Source organism: Halomonas salsilacus (genome assembly GCF_051216275.1).
GTDB lineage: Bacteria > Pseudomonadota > Gammaproteobacteria > Pseudomonadales > Halomonadaceae > Halomonas.
The window spans coordinates 1-16,305 of the sequence record NZ_JBPKAQ010000007.1; the positions used below are offsets into that span (position 1 = coordinate 1).

Below are 16,305 nucleotides of genomic sequence, written 5' to 3' on the forward strand. Positions count from 1 at the left end.
GTTGCTGAAGTTGAAACAGAGAGTGGTGGCTCCGCTGCCATCGAGGCGGTGGACTTCGTCGCCGACAACGCCCAGTCCACCTTCCTCAACGAGGAGCTCGCCAAGTCCGACCGCCCCGAGCTGGGGGCGGCCAAAGTGGTGATCTCCGGCGGCCGCGGCATGGGCAACGGCGAGAACTTCACGCTACTCGACGGCATCGCCGACAAGCTGGGCGCGGCCATCGGCGCATCAAGAGCCGCGGTGGACGCCGGCTTCGTGCCCAACGACATGCAGGTGGGCCAGACCGGCAAGATCGTCGCGCCGGAGCTCTACATCGCCGTGGGTATCTCGGGGGCCATCCAGCACCTGGCCGGCATGAAGGACTCCAAGGTGATCGTGGCGATCAACAAGGACGAGGAGGCGCCGATCTTCCAGGTCGCCGATTACGGTCTCGTCGCGGATCTCTTCGAGGCGCTGCCGGAACTCGAGCAGAAGCTGTGACGACGATCGGGATCTTCCAGGTCGCGCTCTCGCTGATTATCGGCTTGGTCGCCGATCTCTTCGAGGCGCTGCCGGAACTCGAGAGCAAGCGGTAACGCTTCCCTGAACGGGCCAACGTCGGTGGGCCTTGCGTCTAACAGGAGACATCATGCTGGATTGGCTCGAAGGGTCCCTGCGACTGCCGGTGATCGGTTCGCCGATGTTCATTCTTTCCGGTCCCGAACTGGTGCTGGCTCAATGCCGGGCCGGTATCGTGGGGGCGTTTCCCGCACTCAATGCACGCCCAGCGGAAGAGCTTGCGGTTTGGCTCGCGCGTATCACCGAGGAGCTTGCCGGCAGCCGTGAGGCCGAGCCCGAGCGCAGGGTGGCTCCCTTCGCGGTCAACCTCATCGTGCATCCCACCAATGATCGCCTGGAACACGACCTGGCTCTGTGTGCCAAGTTCCGTGTGCCATTGGTGATCACCAGCCTGCACGCCCCGGCTCGGGTTGTGGAGCGAGTGCATGACTATGGCGGGAAGGTCTTCCATGATGTGACGACTCTGCGCCATGCACAGAAGGCCATCGATTGCGGCGTTGATGGACTGATCCTGGTCAGCAACGGTGCCGGTGGCCACGGTGGGCGCCTGAACCCCTTCCCCTTCGTGACTGAGGTGCGACAGATATTCGATGGCCCTCTGGTTTTGGCCGGCGGTGTCGGACGTGGTGAGCAAATCCTGGCGGCACAGGCGCTGGGCGCCGATCTGGTTTACATGGGCACGCGCTTCATCGCCAGTCACGAAGCCAATGCGGTGGAGAACTACAAGCGCATGGTCGTCGAATCCCGGGCGGCCGATATCGTCTACAGTGACCTCTTTACCGGGGTGTACGGCAATTACCTGCGGGCCAGTATCGAGCGAGCCGGACTGGATCCTGATGATCTTCCCTCGGGTGACAAGCGCCAGATGCGTTACGGGTCTGGCGGTGGCAGCAAGCCCAAGGCGTGGCGAGATATCTGGGGGGCCGGCCAAGGTGTCGGTTCTGTGCAGGCACGGCAGAGCGTGACCGAGATCGTCGACGAACTGGAGCGGGACTACCAGGCGGCCCGGCGCCGGCTGCTCGGCTAGATACCATCGCTCATCGACTTTTCATACAGAGCCCAGTTTCCGCATCCCTTTCTCGTTTCCGCATCCCTTTCTCAGAGCACATCTCGCTGATTTCGTTGGGATGTGCTGATTTCTTGATACCCCATCTTGCCATGCACTCGTCGACATATGGGGTGCCTACATATTGGGATAGTTGGGCCCGCCGCCGCCCTCCGGCGCCACCCAGGTGATGTTCTGGGCCGGGTCCTTGATGTCGCAGGTCTTGCAGTGCACGCAGTTCTGGAAGTTGATCTGGAACTGCGGCTTGCCGTCGTCCCCCTCGATCACCTCGTAGACCCCGGCCGGGCAGTAGCGCTGGGCCGGCTCGGCGTAGGTGGGCAGGTTGTCGCGGATCGGCAGCTCGGGGTCGGCCAGCTGCAGGTGGCAGGGCTGGTCCTCCTCATGGTTGGTGTTCGACAGAAACACCGAGGTGAGCTTGTCGAAGGAGAGCTTGCCGTCGGGTTTCGGGTAGTCGATCTTCTCGAACGCGCTGGCGGGCTTGAGCGTGGCATGGTCCGGCGTGGTGTCGTGGACGTTGGGCAGCTTGCTGCCGAGCAGCTGGTTGAGGAAGTTGTAGGCCCCGCCGCCCACGGTGCCGTACTTGTGGATCGCCGGGCCGAAGCTGGCGCTCTCCTTGAGCTCGGCGTAGGCCCAGCTCGCTTCCCACGTCTCGGTGAAGGCGGTCAGCTCCTGGCCGCCCTCGTCGCCCTTGGCGACTGCCTCGAACACCGCCTCGGCGGCCACCAGGCCGGACTTCATGGCGGTATGCAGGCCCTTGATCTTGGCAAAGTTCAGGGTGCCGGCATCGCAGCCGATCAGCAGGCCGCCGGGGAAGGTCATCTTCGGCAGGCAGTTGAGGCCACCCTTGGTGATGGCGCGGGCGCCGTAGGCGATGCGCTTGCCACCGGTGAGATGCCTGGCCAGCACCGGGTGGTGCTTCAGGCGCTGGAACTCGTCGAAGGGCGACAGCCAGGGGTTCTGGTAGGCCAGGTCCATGATCAGGCCGACCACCACCTGCTGGTTCTCGGCGTGGTAGAGGAACCAGCCGCCGTGGGTGTGCTTGTCCAGGGGCCAGCCGGAGCCGTGCAGCACCAGGCCGGGCTCGTGCTGTTCGGCCGGGATGTCCCACAGCTCCTTGAGGCCGATGCCGTAGTGCTGGGGGTCCTTGCCCTCGTCGAGCGTGAACTGGCTGATCAGCCGCTTGCCGAGATGGCCCCGGGCGCCCTCCGCGAACAGGGTGTACTTGGCGCGCAGCTCCATGCCCGGCATGTAGCTGTCCTTGGGCTCGCCGTCGGCACCCACGCCCATGTCGCCGATCAGGATGCCCTTGACCACGCCCTCCTCGACAATCGCCTCCTGGGCGGCGAAGCCGGGGAAGATCTCGACGCCCAGCCCCTCGGCCTGCTCGGCCAGCCAGCGGCACAGGTTGCCGGCGCTGATCACATAGCGAGGCAGGTCGCCGCCGGTGTTATGCATGGACTTGGGCACCAGGGCGTTGGGCAGCTTCTGGGCCTTCTCGGCGTCCTTGAGCAGGTAGAGCTCGTCGCGGGTCGCCGGGGTGGTCAGCGGGGCGCCGCGCTCCTTCCAATCGGGGAACAGCTCCTGCAGGGCGCGGGGCTCGAAGACCGCGCCGGAGAGGATATGGGCGCCCACCTCGGAGCCCTTCTCCACCACGCACACTGTCAGCTCCTGGCCGGCCTCACTGGCCTGCTGCATCAGTCGGCACGCCGCGGACAGGCCCGAAGGCCCGGCGCCGACGATCACCACATCGAAGTCCATCGAATCGCGTTCTACGTGTTCCACGGGGTTCTCCTTTGTTGAAACTAGTGTTGAAACCCGGGCTCAGGCCACGTCGACGAGATGCTCGCTGACATGCTCGANCGAAGTCCATCGAATCGCGTTCTACGTGTTCCACCTGTGTGTCCTCCCTTGCATCGCCGCCGATGGCCTGGCATCAGCGGCGATAGCAATTAAAACGGTCGTTTGCTTCTGGCCTGTCTCCATGATAGGCATAATAGACGACCCAGGTCACCCCTTCGATGCGTCAGGCCGATGAGGCGGGCGTCCTAAGGTGGGATTGTTGCCCGGCCACAGGCTGTGGCACATTGACAAAGTTTTTCGATGCGGCGCCTATCAAACGCTCGCATGAAACATATAAGGGCATGCCGCGCCATTCTATGCGGCCCGTTTCAGGAAGGTGCACCGGCACTGTCGCACCAGGAATAAAGCGAGGACACCATGAAAGTACTCGTCGCGGTCAAACGCGTCACCGACTACAACGTCAAGATCCGGGTCAAGCCGGATCACTCCGACGTTGACCTCACCAACGTCAAGATGGCCATGAACCCCTTCTGCGAGATCGCCGTGGAANGGGGTTCTCCTTTGTTGAAACTAGTGTTGAAACCCGGGCTCAGGCCACGTCGACGAGATGCTCGCTGACATGCTCGAGGTGATGATCGATGTCACCCAGGTAGTGATCGAACATCACCAGGCGCTTGGCGTAGTGGGACACGTAGCATTCTTCACTCATGCCCATACCGCCGTGCAACTGGATGGCCTGCTCGGCTACGAAACGGGCGGCTTCGCCACAGTAGGCCTTGGCCGCGGCGAGGCGGTAGTCACGTTCGGCGGCGGGGCGATCGAGGCTGGTGGCGGCGAGAATCGCCATGGAGCGGGCCTGCTCGAGGTGCAGGTGCATGTCGACCATGCGGTGCTGCAGGCTCTGAAACGCGGACAGGGGGGTACCGAACTGTTGGCGCTCCTTGAGGTAGTCGAGGGTCTGCTCGCAGGCGACCTCCATGGCACCGACCGCCTCGGCACATAGCGCCGCGCGGCCGAGTGCCAGGGTGGCATCGAGGGCCTGGGCGGCGTCCAGGCCGAGACAGGCGTCGTCGCCCAACGAGACAGCGTCCAGGGTCAGGTCGCTGGCCGCTTGGTCGTCGATGGTGCGGTAGTCGCGGCGCGACAGGCCGGTGGCGTCGGCGGGGACCACGAACAGGCCCAGGCGCCCGTCGTCGAGGCGAGCGGTGACCAGCAGGGCGGCGGCCGAGGCGGCATTGAGCACCAGCTGCTTATCGCCATCGAGGCGCCAGCCAGCACCATCTCGGCGCGCGGTGGTGGCGATGCCATGGGCATCGTAACGTGCGGCGCTCTCCTGCCAGGCCAGAGCCAGTTGATGTTCGCCCTCCAGCAGCGGGGCCAGCCAGCGCGCCTGCTGCTCGGCATCGCCGAGCCGGGCCAGCAGGTCGCCGGGCAACACCAGGCCCGCCAGATAGGCCTCCGGCACCAGACCGCGTCCCAGCGCCTGCATGATGAGCATCAGATCGGTACCGTCACCGCCGAGGCCGCCGACCTCCTCGGCGAAGGGCATGTGCAGCAGCCCCAGGTCGGCGAAGGTCTGCCACAGGGCCGACCGTTCGCCGGCAGGCGCTTCGAGCATGGCGCGGCGCTGCTCGGGGGCGACCCGGTCGGCCATCAGGCGGTCGAGGGTGTCGGCGAGCATGCGCTGCTCGTCGGTTAGGGAAAAGTCCATGGGCGGCTCCTTACATGCCGAGGATCGGCTACTTACTTACATGCCAAGAATGGTTTTGGCGACGATGCTCTTCTGGATCTCGTTGGCACCGCCATAGATCGAGAGCTTGCGGCGGTTGAAGTACTGGGCGGCGCCCGCGGCGCTTTCGGCCAGGATCGGGTCGTCGAGCTCGCCGTCGCCGTGAAGGAAGTCGGGGAAGAAGGGCAGCGCGGCCGGCCCCAGGGCGCGGCGGGTCAGGTCACTGAGCTCCTGACGCAGCTCCGAGCCGCGCACCTTGAGCAACGAACTCTCCGCTCCCGGCACACCGCCGTCCCGGGCCGCGGCGATGACACGCAGGTTGGTGACTTCCAGGGCCATAAGCTCCATGTCGGCCTTCACCACCCGCTGGCGGAAACTTGCCAGCTCAAGGAGCGGGCGGCCGCGGTGCTGCACTCGGGTGGCCAGCGACTTGAGGTGGCGCAACGCCTGCTTGGCGTGGCCGAGCCCGGCAATGCCGGTGCGTTCGTGAGTCAGCAGGAACTTGGCGCAGGTCCAGCCTTCTCCCTCTTCGCCGACACGATTGACCACCGGCACACGGACCTCATCGAGGAAAACCTCGTTGACCTCGTGGGCGCCATCCAGGGTAATGATCGGGCGAACCGTGATGCCCGCGCTCGCCATGTCGATCAGTAAAAAGCTGATGCCGGCCTGTTTCCTGACATCGGGGTCGGTGCGCACCAGGCAAAACATCATGTTGGCGTGCTGCCCCAGGGTGGTCCAGGTCTTCTGCCCGGTGACGATATAGTGGTCACCATCGCGCACCGCGCGAGTCTTGAGGCTGGCCAGGTCGGAGCCGGCACCGGGTTCTGAGTATCCCTGACACCACCAGTCTTGGTTGGTGAGGATGCGCGGCAGGTAGTGGCGTTTCTGCGCTTCGGTACCGAATTTCATGATCACTGGAGCGACCATGTTGACGCCGAAGGGCACGATGGTCGGGGCATGGGCGGCGGCACACTCCTCGTCGAAGATGTGACGCTGCACCGGGCCCCAGCCGGGACCACCGTGCTCTACGGGCCAGTTGGCGGCCAACCAGCCTCGCTCACCGAGAATCGTCTGCCAGCGCAGGTGATCATCGGCAGAGAACCGCCGGCCGAGCCGCACGCGTTCGCGGATGTCGTTGGGGAGGGCGTCGGCGAGAAAGTCGCGTACTTCCTGGCGGAACCTCTGCTCCTCGGCACTGTAGGTCAGGTTCATGGGGATGTCTCCGAGCTGGATGCAGTGAGGGTGGCCTGGCGGTGTGGACCGCCGAGGTGACGTGGGTAGCCCAGGGCCTCGACGGCCAGCAGGTCAATATCACTGGTGCGGTAGCAGAGCCTCTGGTCGGCGAGGAGCAGGCTGGCCGCTTCCATGGCGGCACACCGGTCATCAGGCGATTCGTTCGCTGCCCGGTTCAGCGCGGCGAGCAGGCTGGCGCGGCGGCTTACCACGACAGTCTGACGCAGGGCCTTGAGGAGATCGGCCGTGGCCTGTTGCTGCTCGCCGCTGGCGCGAATGGCGACCAGTTCCAGCAGCGCGCCCTGCGGCGGCGTGATCAGGACCAGGTCCGCGTTCAGGTCCTCCAGCCGGCTATCGGTATCGGCCGGCTGCAGGGCGATACGCAGGCAAGCCGTCGGGCAAACGCCGGCCGCGTCGCCGGGGGCGATCAGGCAGACCTGTGTCGACGCGTCCGGCCGGTCGTTGAGCTCGATGCCGGGGCGCCCGGCATGGCCCTCGAGGCGATCGAAGAGTGGGTGCTCGCCGAGCAGGGCGATGCGGGTCAGCGCCGGGGGCTCGCCGGCCTCGGGAACCCTGTGCGGGGCGCGGGCGGCGAAGAAGGCATGAATCAGGCCGGCCCGCTGGGGGGAGTCCATACAGGCGAGGAACAGCTCGCGCTCGCGGCGCAATCCCTGGGCCAGGCTGTCTTGGGTGCTGGCCGCGACGGCCTCGAGGCAACGGAATGGGGAGAACAGTTCGGGCACCTCGGCTTCGAGCCGAGCCCGATGGCGGGCGATGGCCTCGGGGTCGGCGGCGGGCGCGGCAAGCTCGCCGGTCCGGCGGGCGGTGTGCCGGCCCTCCAGGATGGCGCGGGCGGTGCCGAGGCCGGCATCGAGCGGGACCTCGGACTGGTCAATGGCATCGATGATGCCCAGCGTCAAGGCTTCGTCGGCGGACACGAAACGTCCGCTGGTGATCAGTTCCAGGGCGCTGTCCACCCCGACCAGGCGGGGCAGCCGCTGGGTGCCGCCGGCACCGGGCAGCAGGCCGAGCTTGACTTCGGGAAGACCAACCCTGGTGCCTGGCAGGGCCACACGGTAGTGGCAGCCCAGTGCCACCTCGAGGCCGCCGCCCAGGGCGGTGCCGTGCAGTACCGCTACCAGAGGCTTGGCGCTGGCCTCTAGGCGTGCGATGACCTCCGGCAGCAGCGGTGGCTGCGGTGGCTGGCCGAACTCGCGGATATCGGCGCCGGCGATGAAGGTGCGGCCGTCTGCCATCAGCACCAGGGCGCGTGCGCCCTCATCGGCCAGGCCCTGGTCGAGCGCGTCGAGGAGGCCGCGTCGCACGGCATGGCCAAGGGCGTTGACGGGGGGATTGTCGATGCGGATCACACCGATGTCGTCATGGCGATGGTAGTAGACACAGGCTGGCATATCATGGGCTCCTGGTGATGGTCATCGGGTGGGGCCGCGTCACAGGCCCGGCTCGGTAGAGCCGTTGCGGCTGTAGCGTTGACTCCAGCGGGCCAGCAGCACGGCAGGCACCAGGGCGGCCAGCGAGATGCCGAGCAGTTCGAGTTGGCTCAACGGCACCATGCCGCCCCCGGGCAGGGCTAGCGTTAGCCCCGAGATAAGCACCAACCCGCGGATTACTGTTTCCTGGATCACGCCATGCCCCAGTCGCCCAACCCCGATCAGGTAGCCCTGCATGGCCGAGGCGAACAGCACGATGCCAAACAAGGCCTGAATGAACACCAGCAGGATCTGCAGCGGCTCGCCCTGCATGATCAGGGCCGGATTGAGCACGAACAGGAAGGGAATGAAGTAGATGACGCTGCCCAGGCGCATGGCCTGCAGGCCGGTTGCCATGGGGCGTGCGCCGGCCACGGTCGCCGCGGCGAAGGCCCCCAGTGCCACTGGCGGGGTGATGAAGCTGAGCATGCCCCAGTAGAGGATGAACATGTGCACGGCCATGGGGTCCAGGCCGCCCCCCTGGATCAGTGCCGGGGCCAGCGCCACCGCCAGAAATATATAGGCGGCAGTAACGGTCATGCCGATGCCGAGCACGAAGCTGGTCAGGGCGCCCATGAGCAATAGCAGTGGCACGCTGCCACCGGCCAGATGGATGAAGTCATTGGCGATAGTGCCGGACAGCCCCGTCATGGACAGTGCCCCCACCAGCATGCCGACCCCGGCGAGGATGGCAATCAGCCCGGCAAACAAATGGGCGGCGGATGAGAGTGACTCGCCGAGATCTTTCCAGCCCCAGCGGTTGTGTCTGGAGAGCTGGTTGAGAATCAGCAGCAGTGCGGTGGCATAGAAGGGTGCGACGGCCTCGCGCTGCATGACCAGCAGCATCCACACCAGCAGGACAAAGACGAAGATGAAGTACCAGCCCTCCTTGAGGGTGGTCCACAACGAGGGCAGTTCCGCGCTGGGCAGTCCCTTGATGTCGTTTCGTGCGGCATAGGCATCGATCTGAATGAACAGGCCCAGGAAGTAGAGGACCGAGGGGATCACCGCAGCGAGCGCCACGGCCGCATAGGGGACGTCAAGAAACATGGCCATGACGAAGGCCGTGGCCCCCATGACCGGCGGCATCAGCACCCCCCCCGTCGAGGCACAGGCCTCGACGCCACCGGCAAAGGAGCGGGTCATGCCGATACGACGCATTGCCGGGATCGACAGCACGCCGGTGGTAAGGACATTGCTGATCACGCTGCCGCTCATCGACCCCATCAGGCCGCTGGAGAAGATCGAGACTTTGGCGGGTCCCCCACGCACATGGCCGAGCAGAGCAAAGGCCAGGTTGATGAAGAACTTGCCACCGCCGCTCTTCTGCAACACGACGCCGAACACCAGAAAGCCGATCACCAGACCGGCGAAGGCCTGCAGGGGGACGCCCATGATGCTTTCAGTGCTCATGGTGTGGTACATGGCCGTCTCCTCGAGGGAGGAGGGGAAGGCCTGGATCGGTCCCGGCATGACATCGGCGACCAGAGGATAGAGCGAGAAGGCGCTGACGATCACCGCAATGGGCCAACCACCGGCGCGCCTGGCAGCTTCAATGATGAGCAGCCAGTAGGCGTAGCTGGCGACGATCGCCGTGTCAGGTGCCGCGAAAGCCCAGCCGCGCTCGAGAATGGATTCGGCGTTATAGACGAAGTAGCCGCCCACCAGCAGGGTTGCCGCACTGAGCAGGAAATCGTACCAGGGAATGGGGTGATGCAGGACGGACGCACGGATCGGCCAGAGCAGGTAGACCAGCGGCAGCAGCAGTGCCACGACGGCATAGTAGAACTGCGTCTCGAGACCCGTGATGAAGCGTAGCCAGCCGAGGTTGAACAGATAGTCCAGGGTCATCAGCATCAGGATCACGGTCACGGCACCGGGAATCCAACGCAGGAGGTTAGGTAGCGCCCGCATCTGGCTGATCTTTTCCTTGGCCTGCTTGATGCCGTCGTCTTGATTCACTTTGGTCATGTCGAGGTCCAGGGCGTAATCGGTGCTGTCTGGAAAGACGAAAACGGGGCGGCCTGGACCGCCCCGGAGGGTTCACTCGAAGATGGGGTCGAAACCGGCGCCGGTAAGTGCTTCTGCACGGGCTTGCATCCAGGCATTGAGGAACTCATCTTCGTCGCTGGGCGCATCGGCGATGAATCCATTCCAGGTCTCTAGCAGCAAGCCTTGGCGCTCGACCAGCGAATCCTGATGCGCTTGCATCTCATCGGTCCAGACGCCGATCTCCTCGTAGTACTCCACCACGGCATCGTGGAACGGAAGGACCCACTGCAGATCCTGATACTCAAGGGCGTAGCCGACCGCACCGGGAGCCGAGTCTTTGTAGTCGTCGTAATTGTCCTGGAGTGCCTTGAGCAGGCCGTAGGCGACCTTGTCGTCAAGGTCTTGATTGGCGACCACGATGGGGTAGGGGTAGCTGGCGCTCGGCACCGGGTTGTCGGCACTGATACCGCCGGCACCGGACGTCACTTCGTGCGGACGAAAATAGGGCGCTACTGCCATCATGCGTTCCCAGCCGTCCGCGTCGTCGGGGTCGAGCACGGGCCAGGTGATGCCGCGTGGGCTGCTGGCGAGTTGCTGGGCGGGTGGGGTGACGGTGGTGGTGAAGGAGGCATCCACGTTGCCGGCGATGATGCCGTCGAAGGAACGGGAATAACCGGGATAGTCGACGCGTTCCACGTCGTCCCACGTCAGACCGCCGAAGGCGAGGTACGCTTCGGTGCCCTTGTTGAGAGCATCGTCGCCACGAATATAAGCCACGCGCTTGCCCTTCAGGTCAGCCGGCGTCTTGACATCGAGATCACCTGCCACAGCCAGGGACAAGCCGAAGGTGGCAGTGGAGGTGGTGATGACCCGTAGCGGCTGAGGACCCCAGTCGGGATGGGCAAACATCAACACGCCCTCGGCGCCATAGTAGCTGGCGATGCCGCAAGCACAGAGATCAACCCGCCCCTGCTTGAGCGGCGTCATGCGCGAGACATCATTGTCGCCGGGCAGAATGCGCACGGAGGTACCGTAACTTGACTGCAGCATGTTGCCGATGGCGACAGCCTGTGCGTAGCCGCTGGAACCGGTGCCATAGGCAGTCCATGCCATGGTGCCTGGCAATTCAACATCATTTGCCTGACTGATGGAGGCGCAGAAGATCGAGAGGGGTAGGGCAGCCATGGCTAGGGGGCGGGTAAGCTGGCGCATATTAATGCTCCTGTAGCGTGAGGGTGATTGTTATTTTGCTCTGCGGTATTGTATTTCGAATACGGACCGATAGTAGGGAGTGTGCTCGGACCCTGTCAACGCGTCTGTGCGCCGGGCCCAGGATGGCGTCTGCCTGTCAGGCGGAATGGTTTTATTAAATTTATGATTTAATTGAAAAATATACTGACGGCTGCGAATCATGGCGGGATCCGTGTCACCCGGCGCAAGACCAATGTCTAGTTTCAGTATTTATAATAAAACACAGTTGCATTTTGCGGGCGGGCGGGCGGGGGGGGGGGGTTAAGGGCTTGGTCGTCTCAAGGCCATGGGAGTGCCCACGTTATCGTGGTGGAATTAGGCGCTTGTCCGCGGTGAGTTGCCCCGGTAACGGGCGCCAGCAGGCTACTCTGGCGGGTTGCCCAGCGCCTGCCAGGCCGCATAGGTGCTGAGGAAAACGCGCCCGGTCAGGTCGTCGATGAAGTCACTGCGCTTGAGACGGTCCATCACCGGCCCCTTGATCTCGGCCAGGTGGAGCGTGACGCCGGATTCCTTGAGGCGGCCGTTGATGGCATCGAGGCTCTCCAGCGCCGAGGCGTCGATCAGGTTTACCGCGGAGCAGATCAGCACCACATGCTCCAGGCCGGGGCGGCGCACCACCAGGGCATGGACGGTGTCCTCCAGATACCGTGCGTTGGCGAAATAGAGGCTCTCGTCGATGCGCAGGAAGGCGACGTGCCCCAGGGTCTCCACCTCGTGGCGGGTCACGCTGCGGAAGTGCTCGGTACCCGCAATGCGCCCGACGATGGCGCTGTGGGGGCGGCTGGTGCGGTAGAGGAACAGGCCGATGGAGAGCAGCACTCCGCTGATGATGCCGGACTCGACCCCCTCCACCAGGGTGAGCAGGATGGTCACCGCCATGGCCGAGAAGTCGGCGCGCGAGTAGCGCCAGGTCTGGCGGATCATCGGCAGGTCCACGAGGGTGAGCACCGCCACGGTGATGGTGGCGGCCAGGGTGGCGATGGGCAGGTGGTGCAGCAGCGGCGTGAAGGCCAGGGTCACCAGACCGATGCCCAGCGCCGCGATGAGCCCCGCCATGGGGGTCTGGGCACCGGCCTCGTCGCTGATCACGGTGCGCGACAGCCCGCCGGTGACCGGCATGCCCCCCGAGAAGGCCGCCGCCAGGTTGGCCCCGCCCAGGCCGATCAGCTCCTGGTTGGGCGAGATGCGCTGGCGCCGCCGCGCCGCCAGCATCTGGGCCATGGAGATCGATTCCACGAAACCCACTACGCTGATCAACAGCGCCGGGACCAGCAGGGCGCGCCACAGCGAGACGTCGACGCCGGGAAGGGTGAGGGGCGGCAGTCCGCCGGGTATGGCCCCGACCACCGCCACACCGGACTCGGCCAGGGCAAAGTGCCAGCTGAGCCCGGTGGTAACCAGTACCGCCAGCACCGGGCCCGAGCGCGCCAGCAGGGCAGCGCTGGACTCGGCCAGGCCCAGGCGGCGCAGCAGCGTCTTGGCGTAGCGCCGGCACAGCAGCAGGAACAGCAGGGTGCCGGCGCCTAGCGCCAGGGTCGGCCAGTGAACGGCGTCGAGGCTGGTCGCCAGGCTGCCCAGCAGGGCGATGGCCGTGTAGCCGCTGGCCTCGATGCCCAGCAGGTGGGAGGCCTGGCTCGCAGCGATCAGGAGTCCCGAGGCGGAGAGGAAACCGGCGATCACCGGGTGGCTTAGGAAGTTGGTGAAGAAGCCCAGGCGCAGAAGGCCCATGGCCGCGAGCATTATTCCGGAGAGAAGCGACAGCGCCAGGGCGGCCTGCAGGTACCCCGGCGTGCCCGGTGTCGCCACTCCGGAGAGGGCCGCGCCGGTCATCAGCGCGATGATGGCCACCGGCCCCACCGCCAGGGTACGGCTGGTGCCGAGCAGCGCGTAGAGCACCGCCGGCAGGATGCTGGCGTAGAGGCCCACCACGGCGGGCAGGCCCGCGAGCAGGGCATAGGCCAGCGACTGGGGAATCACCATCACGGTGACGATCAGCCCGGCCAGCAGGTCGGCGCCGCCCAGCCGGCGGTTGTAGTGGGGCAGCCAGGCGAGTATGGGCAGGTAACGCTTGAGCATCCGCTTGTGTATCCGCTTGTGTCGTCGTTTTGGCACCGTCAGACGATGACCTCATTTTATCGCCATAGAGACTAAACGATATTAGTGATGGCGTTCAGAGTTGGTTAGCATCTGGTGAAATACCCACGCTTGCCGACTTCTCACGACCACCGCAAGGACACGCCATGAAACGCGAAACCATCGCCCTGCACCACGGCTATACCCCCGACAACCAGCACGCCGTGGCGGTGCCGATCCACCAGACCACCTCGTTTTCCTTCGATAGTGCCCAGCACGCCGCGGACCTCTTCGACCTCAAGGTCGAGGGCAATATCTACTCGCGGATCATGAACCCCACCTGCGCGGTGCTCGAGCAGCGCGTGGCGGCCCTCGAGGGCGGCCTCGCCGGTCTCGCCGTGGCCTCGGGCATGGCGGCCATCACCTACGCCATCCAGACCATCGCCGAGGCGGGGGACAACATTGTCTCCATCAGCGAACTCTACGGCGGCACCTATAACCTCTTCGCCCACACCCTGCCGCGCCAGGGCATCGAGGTGCGCTTCGCCGACAAGGATGATCTGGTCGGCATCGAGGGGCTGATCGACACGCGCACCAAGGCGGTCTTCTGCGAGAGCGTCGGCAACCCCTCCGGCAGCGTGGTGGACATGAAGGCCCTGGCCGAGGTGGCCCATCGCCACGGCGTGCCGGTCATTGTCGACAACACCGTGCCGACCCCCTTCCTGTGGCGGCCCATCGAACACGGCGCGGACATCGTCATCCACTCGGCCACCAAGTATATCGGCGGCCACGGCACCACCGTGGGTGGCGTCATCGTCGACTCCGGCAAGTTCCCCTGGGCCGAGCATGCCGACCGCTTCCCGCTGCTCAACCAGCCGGATGTCTCCTACCACGGCGTCTGCTATACGCGGGATCTCGGCGAGGCGGCCTTCATCGGCCGTGCCCGGGTGGTGCCCCTGCGCAACATGGGGGCGGCGCTCTCCGCCCAGGCGGCCTGGAACCTGCTGCAGGGACTCGAGACCCTGGCGCTGCGCATCGAGCGGATTTGCGATAACGCCCAGCGGGTGGCCCAGTACCTGGAGAGCCACGACGCGGTGACCTGGGTGAAGTACGCGGGCCTGCCGAGTCACAAGGACCACGGTCTGGCCCACGAGTACATGGGCGGGCGCGCCTCGGGCATCCTCAGCTTTGGCATCCAGGGCGGCCTCGAGGCGGGTGCGCGCTTCTATGATGCCCTGGGCATGATCCAGCGCCTGGTCAATATCGGCGATGCCAAGACCTGCTCCTCGATGCCCGCCGCCACCACCCACCGCCAGCTCAACGACGAGGAACTGGTGAAGGCGGGGGTGACCCCGGACATGGTGCGCCTCTCCATCGGCATCGAGCACATCGACGATATCCTCGCCGACCTCGACCAGGCGCTGGCCGCCAGCCAACGCTGATACGGGTGGTAGCGCGCAGGTACTGATGGGAGTGAACTGATCTTTGTGGGAGCGCAGATCCGCTGCGCGAATGGAGACCAAAGGGCTCCTAGGCAACTGCCCGAGGTCGACCCTGCCAGGAGGACCAGGTGTAGAGCGAAAGCGCGGTCCAGATCAGCGCGAAGGTGGTCAGCTGCACCGCAGTGATGGGCTCGCCAAATACCAGCAGGGCGATGCCGAACTGGATGGTGGGGTTGATGTACATCAGAAAGCCCAGGGTGGCCAGGCGCAGCCGCCGCGCCGCGCCGGCGAAGGCCAGCAGGGGCAGAGCGGTGATCACGCCGCTGGCTACCAGCAGCAGGGTGGTGCGGGTATCGCCCAGGAAGTGTGACAGGTCGACCTGGACCAGCCAGCCGAGCGTCAGCAGCGCCAGGGGCAGCAGCAGTAGGGTCTCGACGAAGAGCCCCGAGAGGCCATCCAGCGGTACCTGCTTGCGCAGCAGCCCATAGGTGCCGAAGGAGAAGGCCAGCCCCAGGCTGATCCAGGGCAGCTCGCCGAGTAGCAGCAACTGGATCAGGATCGCCAGGGCGGCGAGCCCCACCGCGGCGGCCTGCAGCCGGTGCATGGTCTCGCGCAGCACCAGCAGGCCCAGCGCCACGTTGACCAACGGCGTCATGAAGTAGCCCAGGCTCGCCTGCAGCACCTGGCGGGTCTCCACGGCATAGATGTAGAGCCCCCAGTTGATCGCGATCAGCAGGGCACAGCCCAGCACGGTGCCCAGCCGGCGTGGCTCCCTCAGAGCCCTGCGGATCGGTGCCCAGCGTCTCAATAGGGTGACCAGCCCCACCAGGAACAGGCAGGACCAGAGGATCCGGTGGATCAGGATCTCGAAGGCCGGCACCCCCTGGAACAGGGCGAAGAAGAGCGGGAAGCAGCCCCACATGATGTAGGCAGACAGGCCGAAGGCGACCCCCTTGGCGGGTTCGCGGTCGGGGGTGGCGGTGGGGGATGGGCGCATGGGGCCTCTGGACGGTGTGGGAAGACGAGGTGAGTACGTTAGCAGCCTATCAGGCTTGCCGCCACGGGGGCGGCTGACGTGGCCCCGGGCCTGGGGTACGCTAGCGATCTGTCATCATTTACCGGAGCAGGAGCGCCCCATGAGCGAACTGAGAGCGACCCTGGTGCAGTGCGACCTGCGCTGGGAAGACCCCGATGCCAACTGCCGGATGCTGGAGGAGACCCTGGGCGATCTCGGTCAGGCCGAGACGGACCTGATCGTGCTGCCCGAGATGTTCGCCACCGGCTTCACCATGAACTCCCGGGAGATGGCTGAGCCCATGGCGGAGAGCCGCACCGTGGCCTGGCTCAAGGAGCAGGCCTGGCAGCGCAGCTGCGTGGTGACCGGCAGCGTGGCGGTGGTCGAGGACGGCCACTACTTCAACCGCCTGGTGTGGGCGCGCCCCGACGGGTCGCTGGCCACCTACGACAAGCGTCACCTGTTCCGCATGGCCGGCGAGCATGAGCGCTATGCCATGGGCCACGAGCGGGTGATCGTCGAGCTCAAGGGCTTCCGCCTCCTGCTCAGCGTCTGCTACGACCTGCGCTTCCCGGTCTGGCTGCGTCAGCAGCCGGCGCCGGACGAACACTTCGAATACGACGCCCTGCTGTGCGTGGCCAACTGGCCGGGGG

12 protein-coding genes and 1 pseudogene are annotated in these 16,305 nt (G+C 65.5%); 5 read left to right on the top strand and 8 right to left on the bottom strand.

Going from position 1 to position 16,305, the window contains the following annotated elements; all coding sequences use genetic code 11:
• On the top strand, positions 1–480 hold a 480-nt coding region (locus ACR80S_RS11155; RefSeq protein ID WP_435403207.1), incomplete at its 5' end, for an FAD-binding protein.
• 148 nt (positions 481–628) lie between these two features.
• A complete protein-coding gene (locus ACR80S_RS11160; protein WP_435399791.1) occupies positions 629–1,585 on the top strand; it encodes an NAD(P)H-dependent flavin oxidoreductase in 957 nt (318 codons plus the stop codon).
• Between the two features lie 156 nt (positions 1,586–1,741).
• Here the strand turns inward: ACR80S_RS11160 and ACR80S_RS11165 are convergent, their stop codons facing one another.
• Positions 1,742–3,406, bottom strand: a complete 1,665-nt coding sequence (locus tag ACR80S_RS11165) for an electron transfer flavoprotein-ubiquinone oxidoreductase (protein ID WP_435399790.1) — start codon at positions 3,404–3,406, stop codon at positions 1,742–1,744.
• A 435-nt stretch (positions 3,407–3,841) separates the two neighbouring features.
• On the opposite strand from ACR80S_RS11165, the pseudogene ACR80S_RS11170 reads away from it, so the two are divergent.
• Positions 3,842–3,973: pseudogene (locus tag ACR80S_RS11170) on the top strand (electron transfer flavoprotein subunit beta/FixA family protein); the annotation flags it as partial.
• A 40-nt stretch (positions 3,974–4,013) separates the two neighbouring features.
• Here ACR80S_RS11170 and ACR80S_RS11175 read toward each other — a convergent pair.
• From ACR80S_RS11175 to ACR80S_RS11200, 6 genes are all read right to left on the bottom strand, one after another.
• Positions 4,014–5,135: an acyl-CoA dehydrogenase family protein gene (locus ACR80S_RS11175; protein ID WP_435403208.1), complete on the bottom strand. Its 1,122-nt coding sequence runs from the start codon at positions 5,133–5,135 to the stop codon at positions 4,014–4,016.
• Between the two features lie 36 nt (positions 5,136–5,171).
• Complete coding sequence (locus tag ACR80S_RS11180) at positions 5,172–6,368, bottom strand: acyl-CoA dehydrogenase family protein (protein WP_435403209.1); 1,197 nt, start codon at positions 6,366–6,368, stop codon at positions 5,172–5,174.
• Positions 6,365–7,801 carry an enoyl-CoA hydratase/isomerase family protein gene (locus tag ACR80S_RS11185; protein ID WP_435403210.1) on the bottom strand — a complete coding sequence of 479 codons (1,437 nt, stop codon included), beginning with the start codon at positions 7,799–7,801 and terminating at the stop codon, positions 6,365–6,367. The genes ACR80S_RS11180 and ACR80S_RS11185 overlap by 4 nt, the downstream gene beginning before the upstream one ends.
• Before the next feature lie 39 nt (positions 7,802–7,840).
• Positions 7,841–9,850, bottom strand: coding sequence for a TRAP transporter permease (locus tag ACR80S_RS11190; protein WP_435399786.1), 2,010 nt, complete (start codon positions 9,848–9,850; stop codon positions 7,841–7,843).
• A gap of 72 nt (positions 9,851–9,922) precedes the next feature.
• Positions 9,923–11,083: a TAXI family TRAP transporter solute-binding subunit gene (locus ACR80S_RS11195; RefSeq protein WP_435403211.1), complete on the bottom strand. Its 1,161-nt coding sequence runs from the start codon at positions 11,081–11,083 to the stop codon at positions 9,923–9,925.
• A gap of 402 nt (positions 11,084–11,485) precedes the next feature.
• The gene (locus ACR80S_RS11200; RefSeq protein WP_435403212.1) at positions 11,486–13,198 is read right to left on the bottom strand and encodes a SulP family inorganic anion transporter; all 1,713 of its coding nucleotides are present in this window, start codon (positions 13,196–13,198) and stop codon (positions 11,486–11,488) included.
• Between the two features lie 164 nt (positions 13,199–13,362).
• Here ACR80S_RS11200 and ACR80S_RS11205 point away from each other — a divergent pair, with 164 nt between their 5' ends.
• Entirely contained in the window at positions 13,363–14,637 is a 1,275-nt protein-coding gene (locus ACR80S_RS11205; protein WP_435403213.1) for an O-acetylhomoserine aminocarboxypropyltransferase/cysteine synthase family protein, read from the top strand.
• 88 nt (positions 14,638–14,725) lie between these two features.
• On the opposite strand, the gene rarD is transcribed toward ACR80S_RS11205, so the two are convergent.
• The gene (rarD, locus tag ACR80S_RS11210) at positions 14,726–15,634 is read right to left on the bottom strand and encodes an EamA family transporter RarD (RefSeq protein ID WP_435399782.1); all 909 of its coding nucleotides are present in this window, start codon (positions 15,632–15,634) and stop codon (positions 14,726–14,728) included.
• A 139-nt stretch (positions 15,635–15,773) separates the two neighbouring features.
• Here rarD and ACR80S_RS11215 point away from each other — a divergent pair.
• A partial coding sequence (locus ACR80S_RS11215) for a nitrilase-related carbon-nitrogen hydrolase (protein WP_435403214.1) occupies positions 15,774–16,305 on the top strand: 532 nt, incomplete at its 3' end.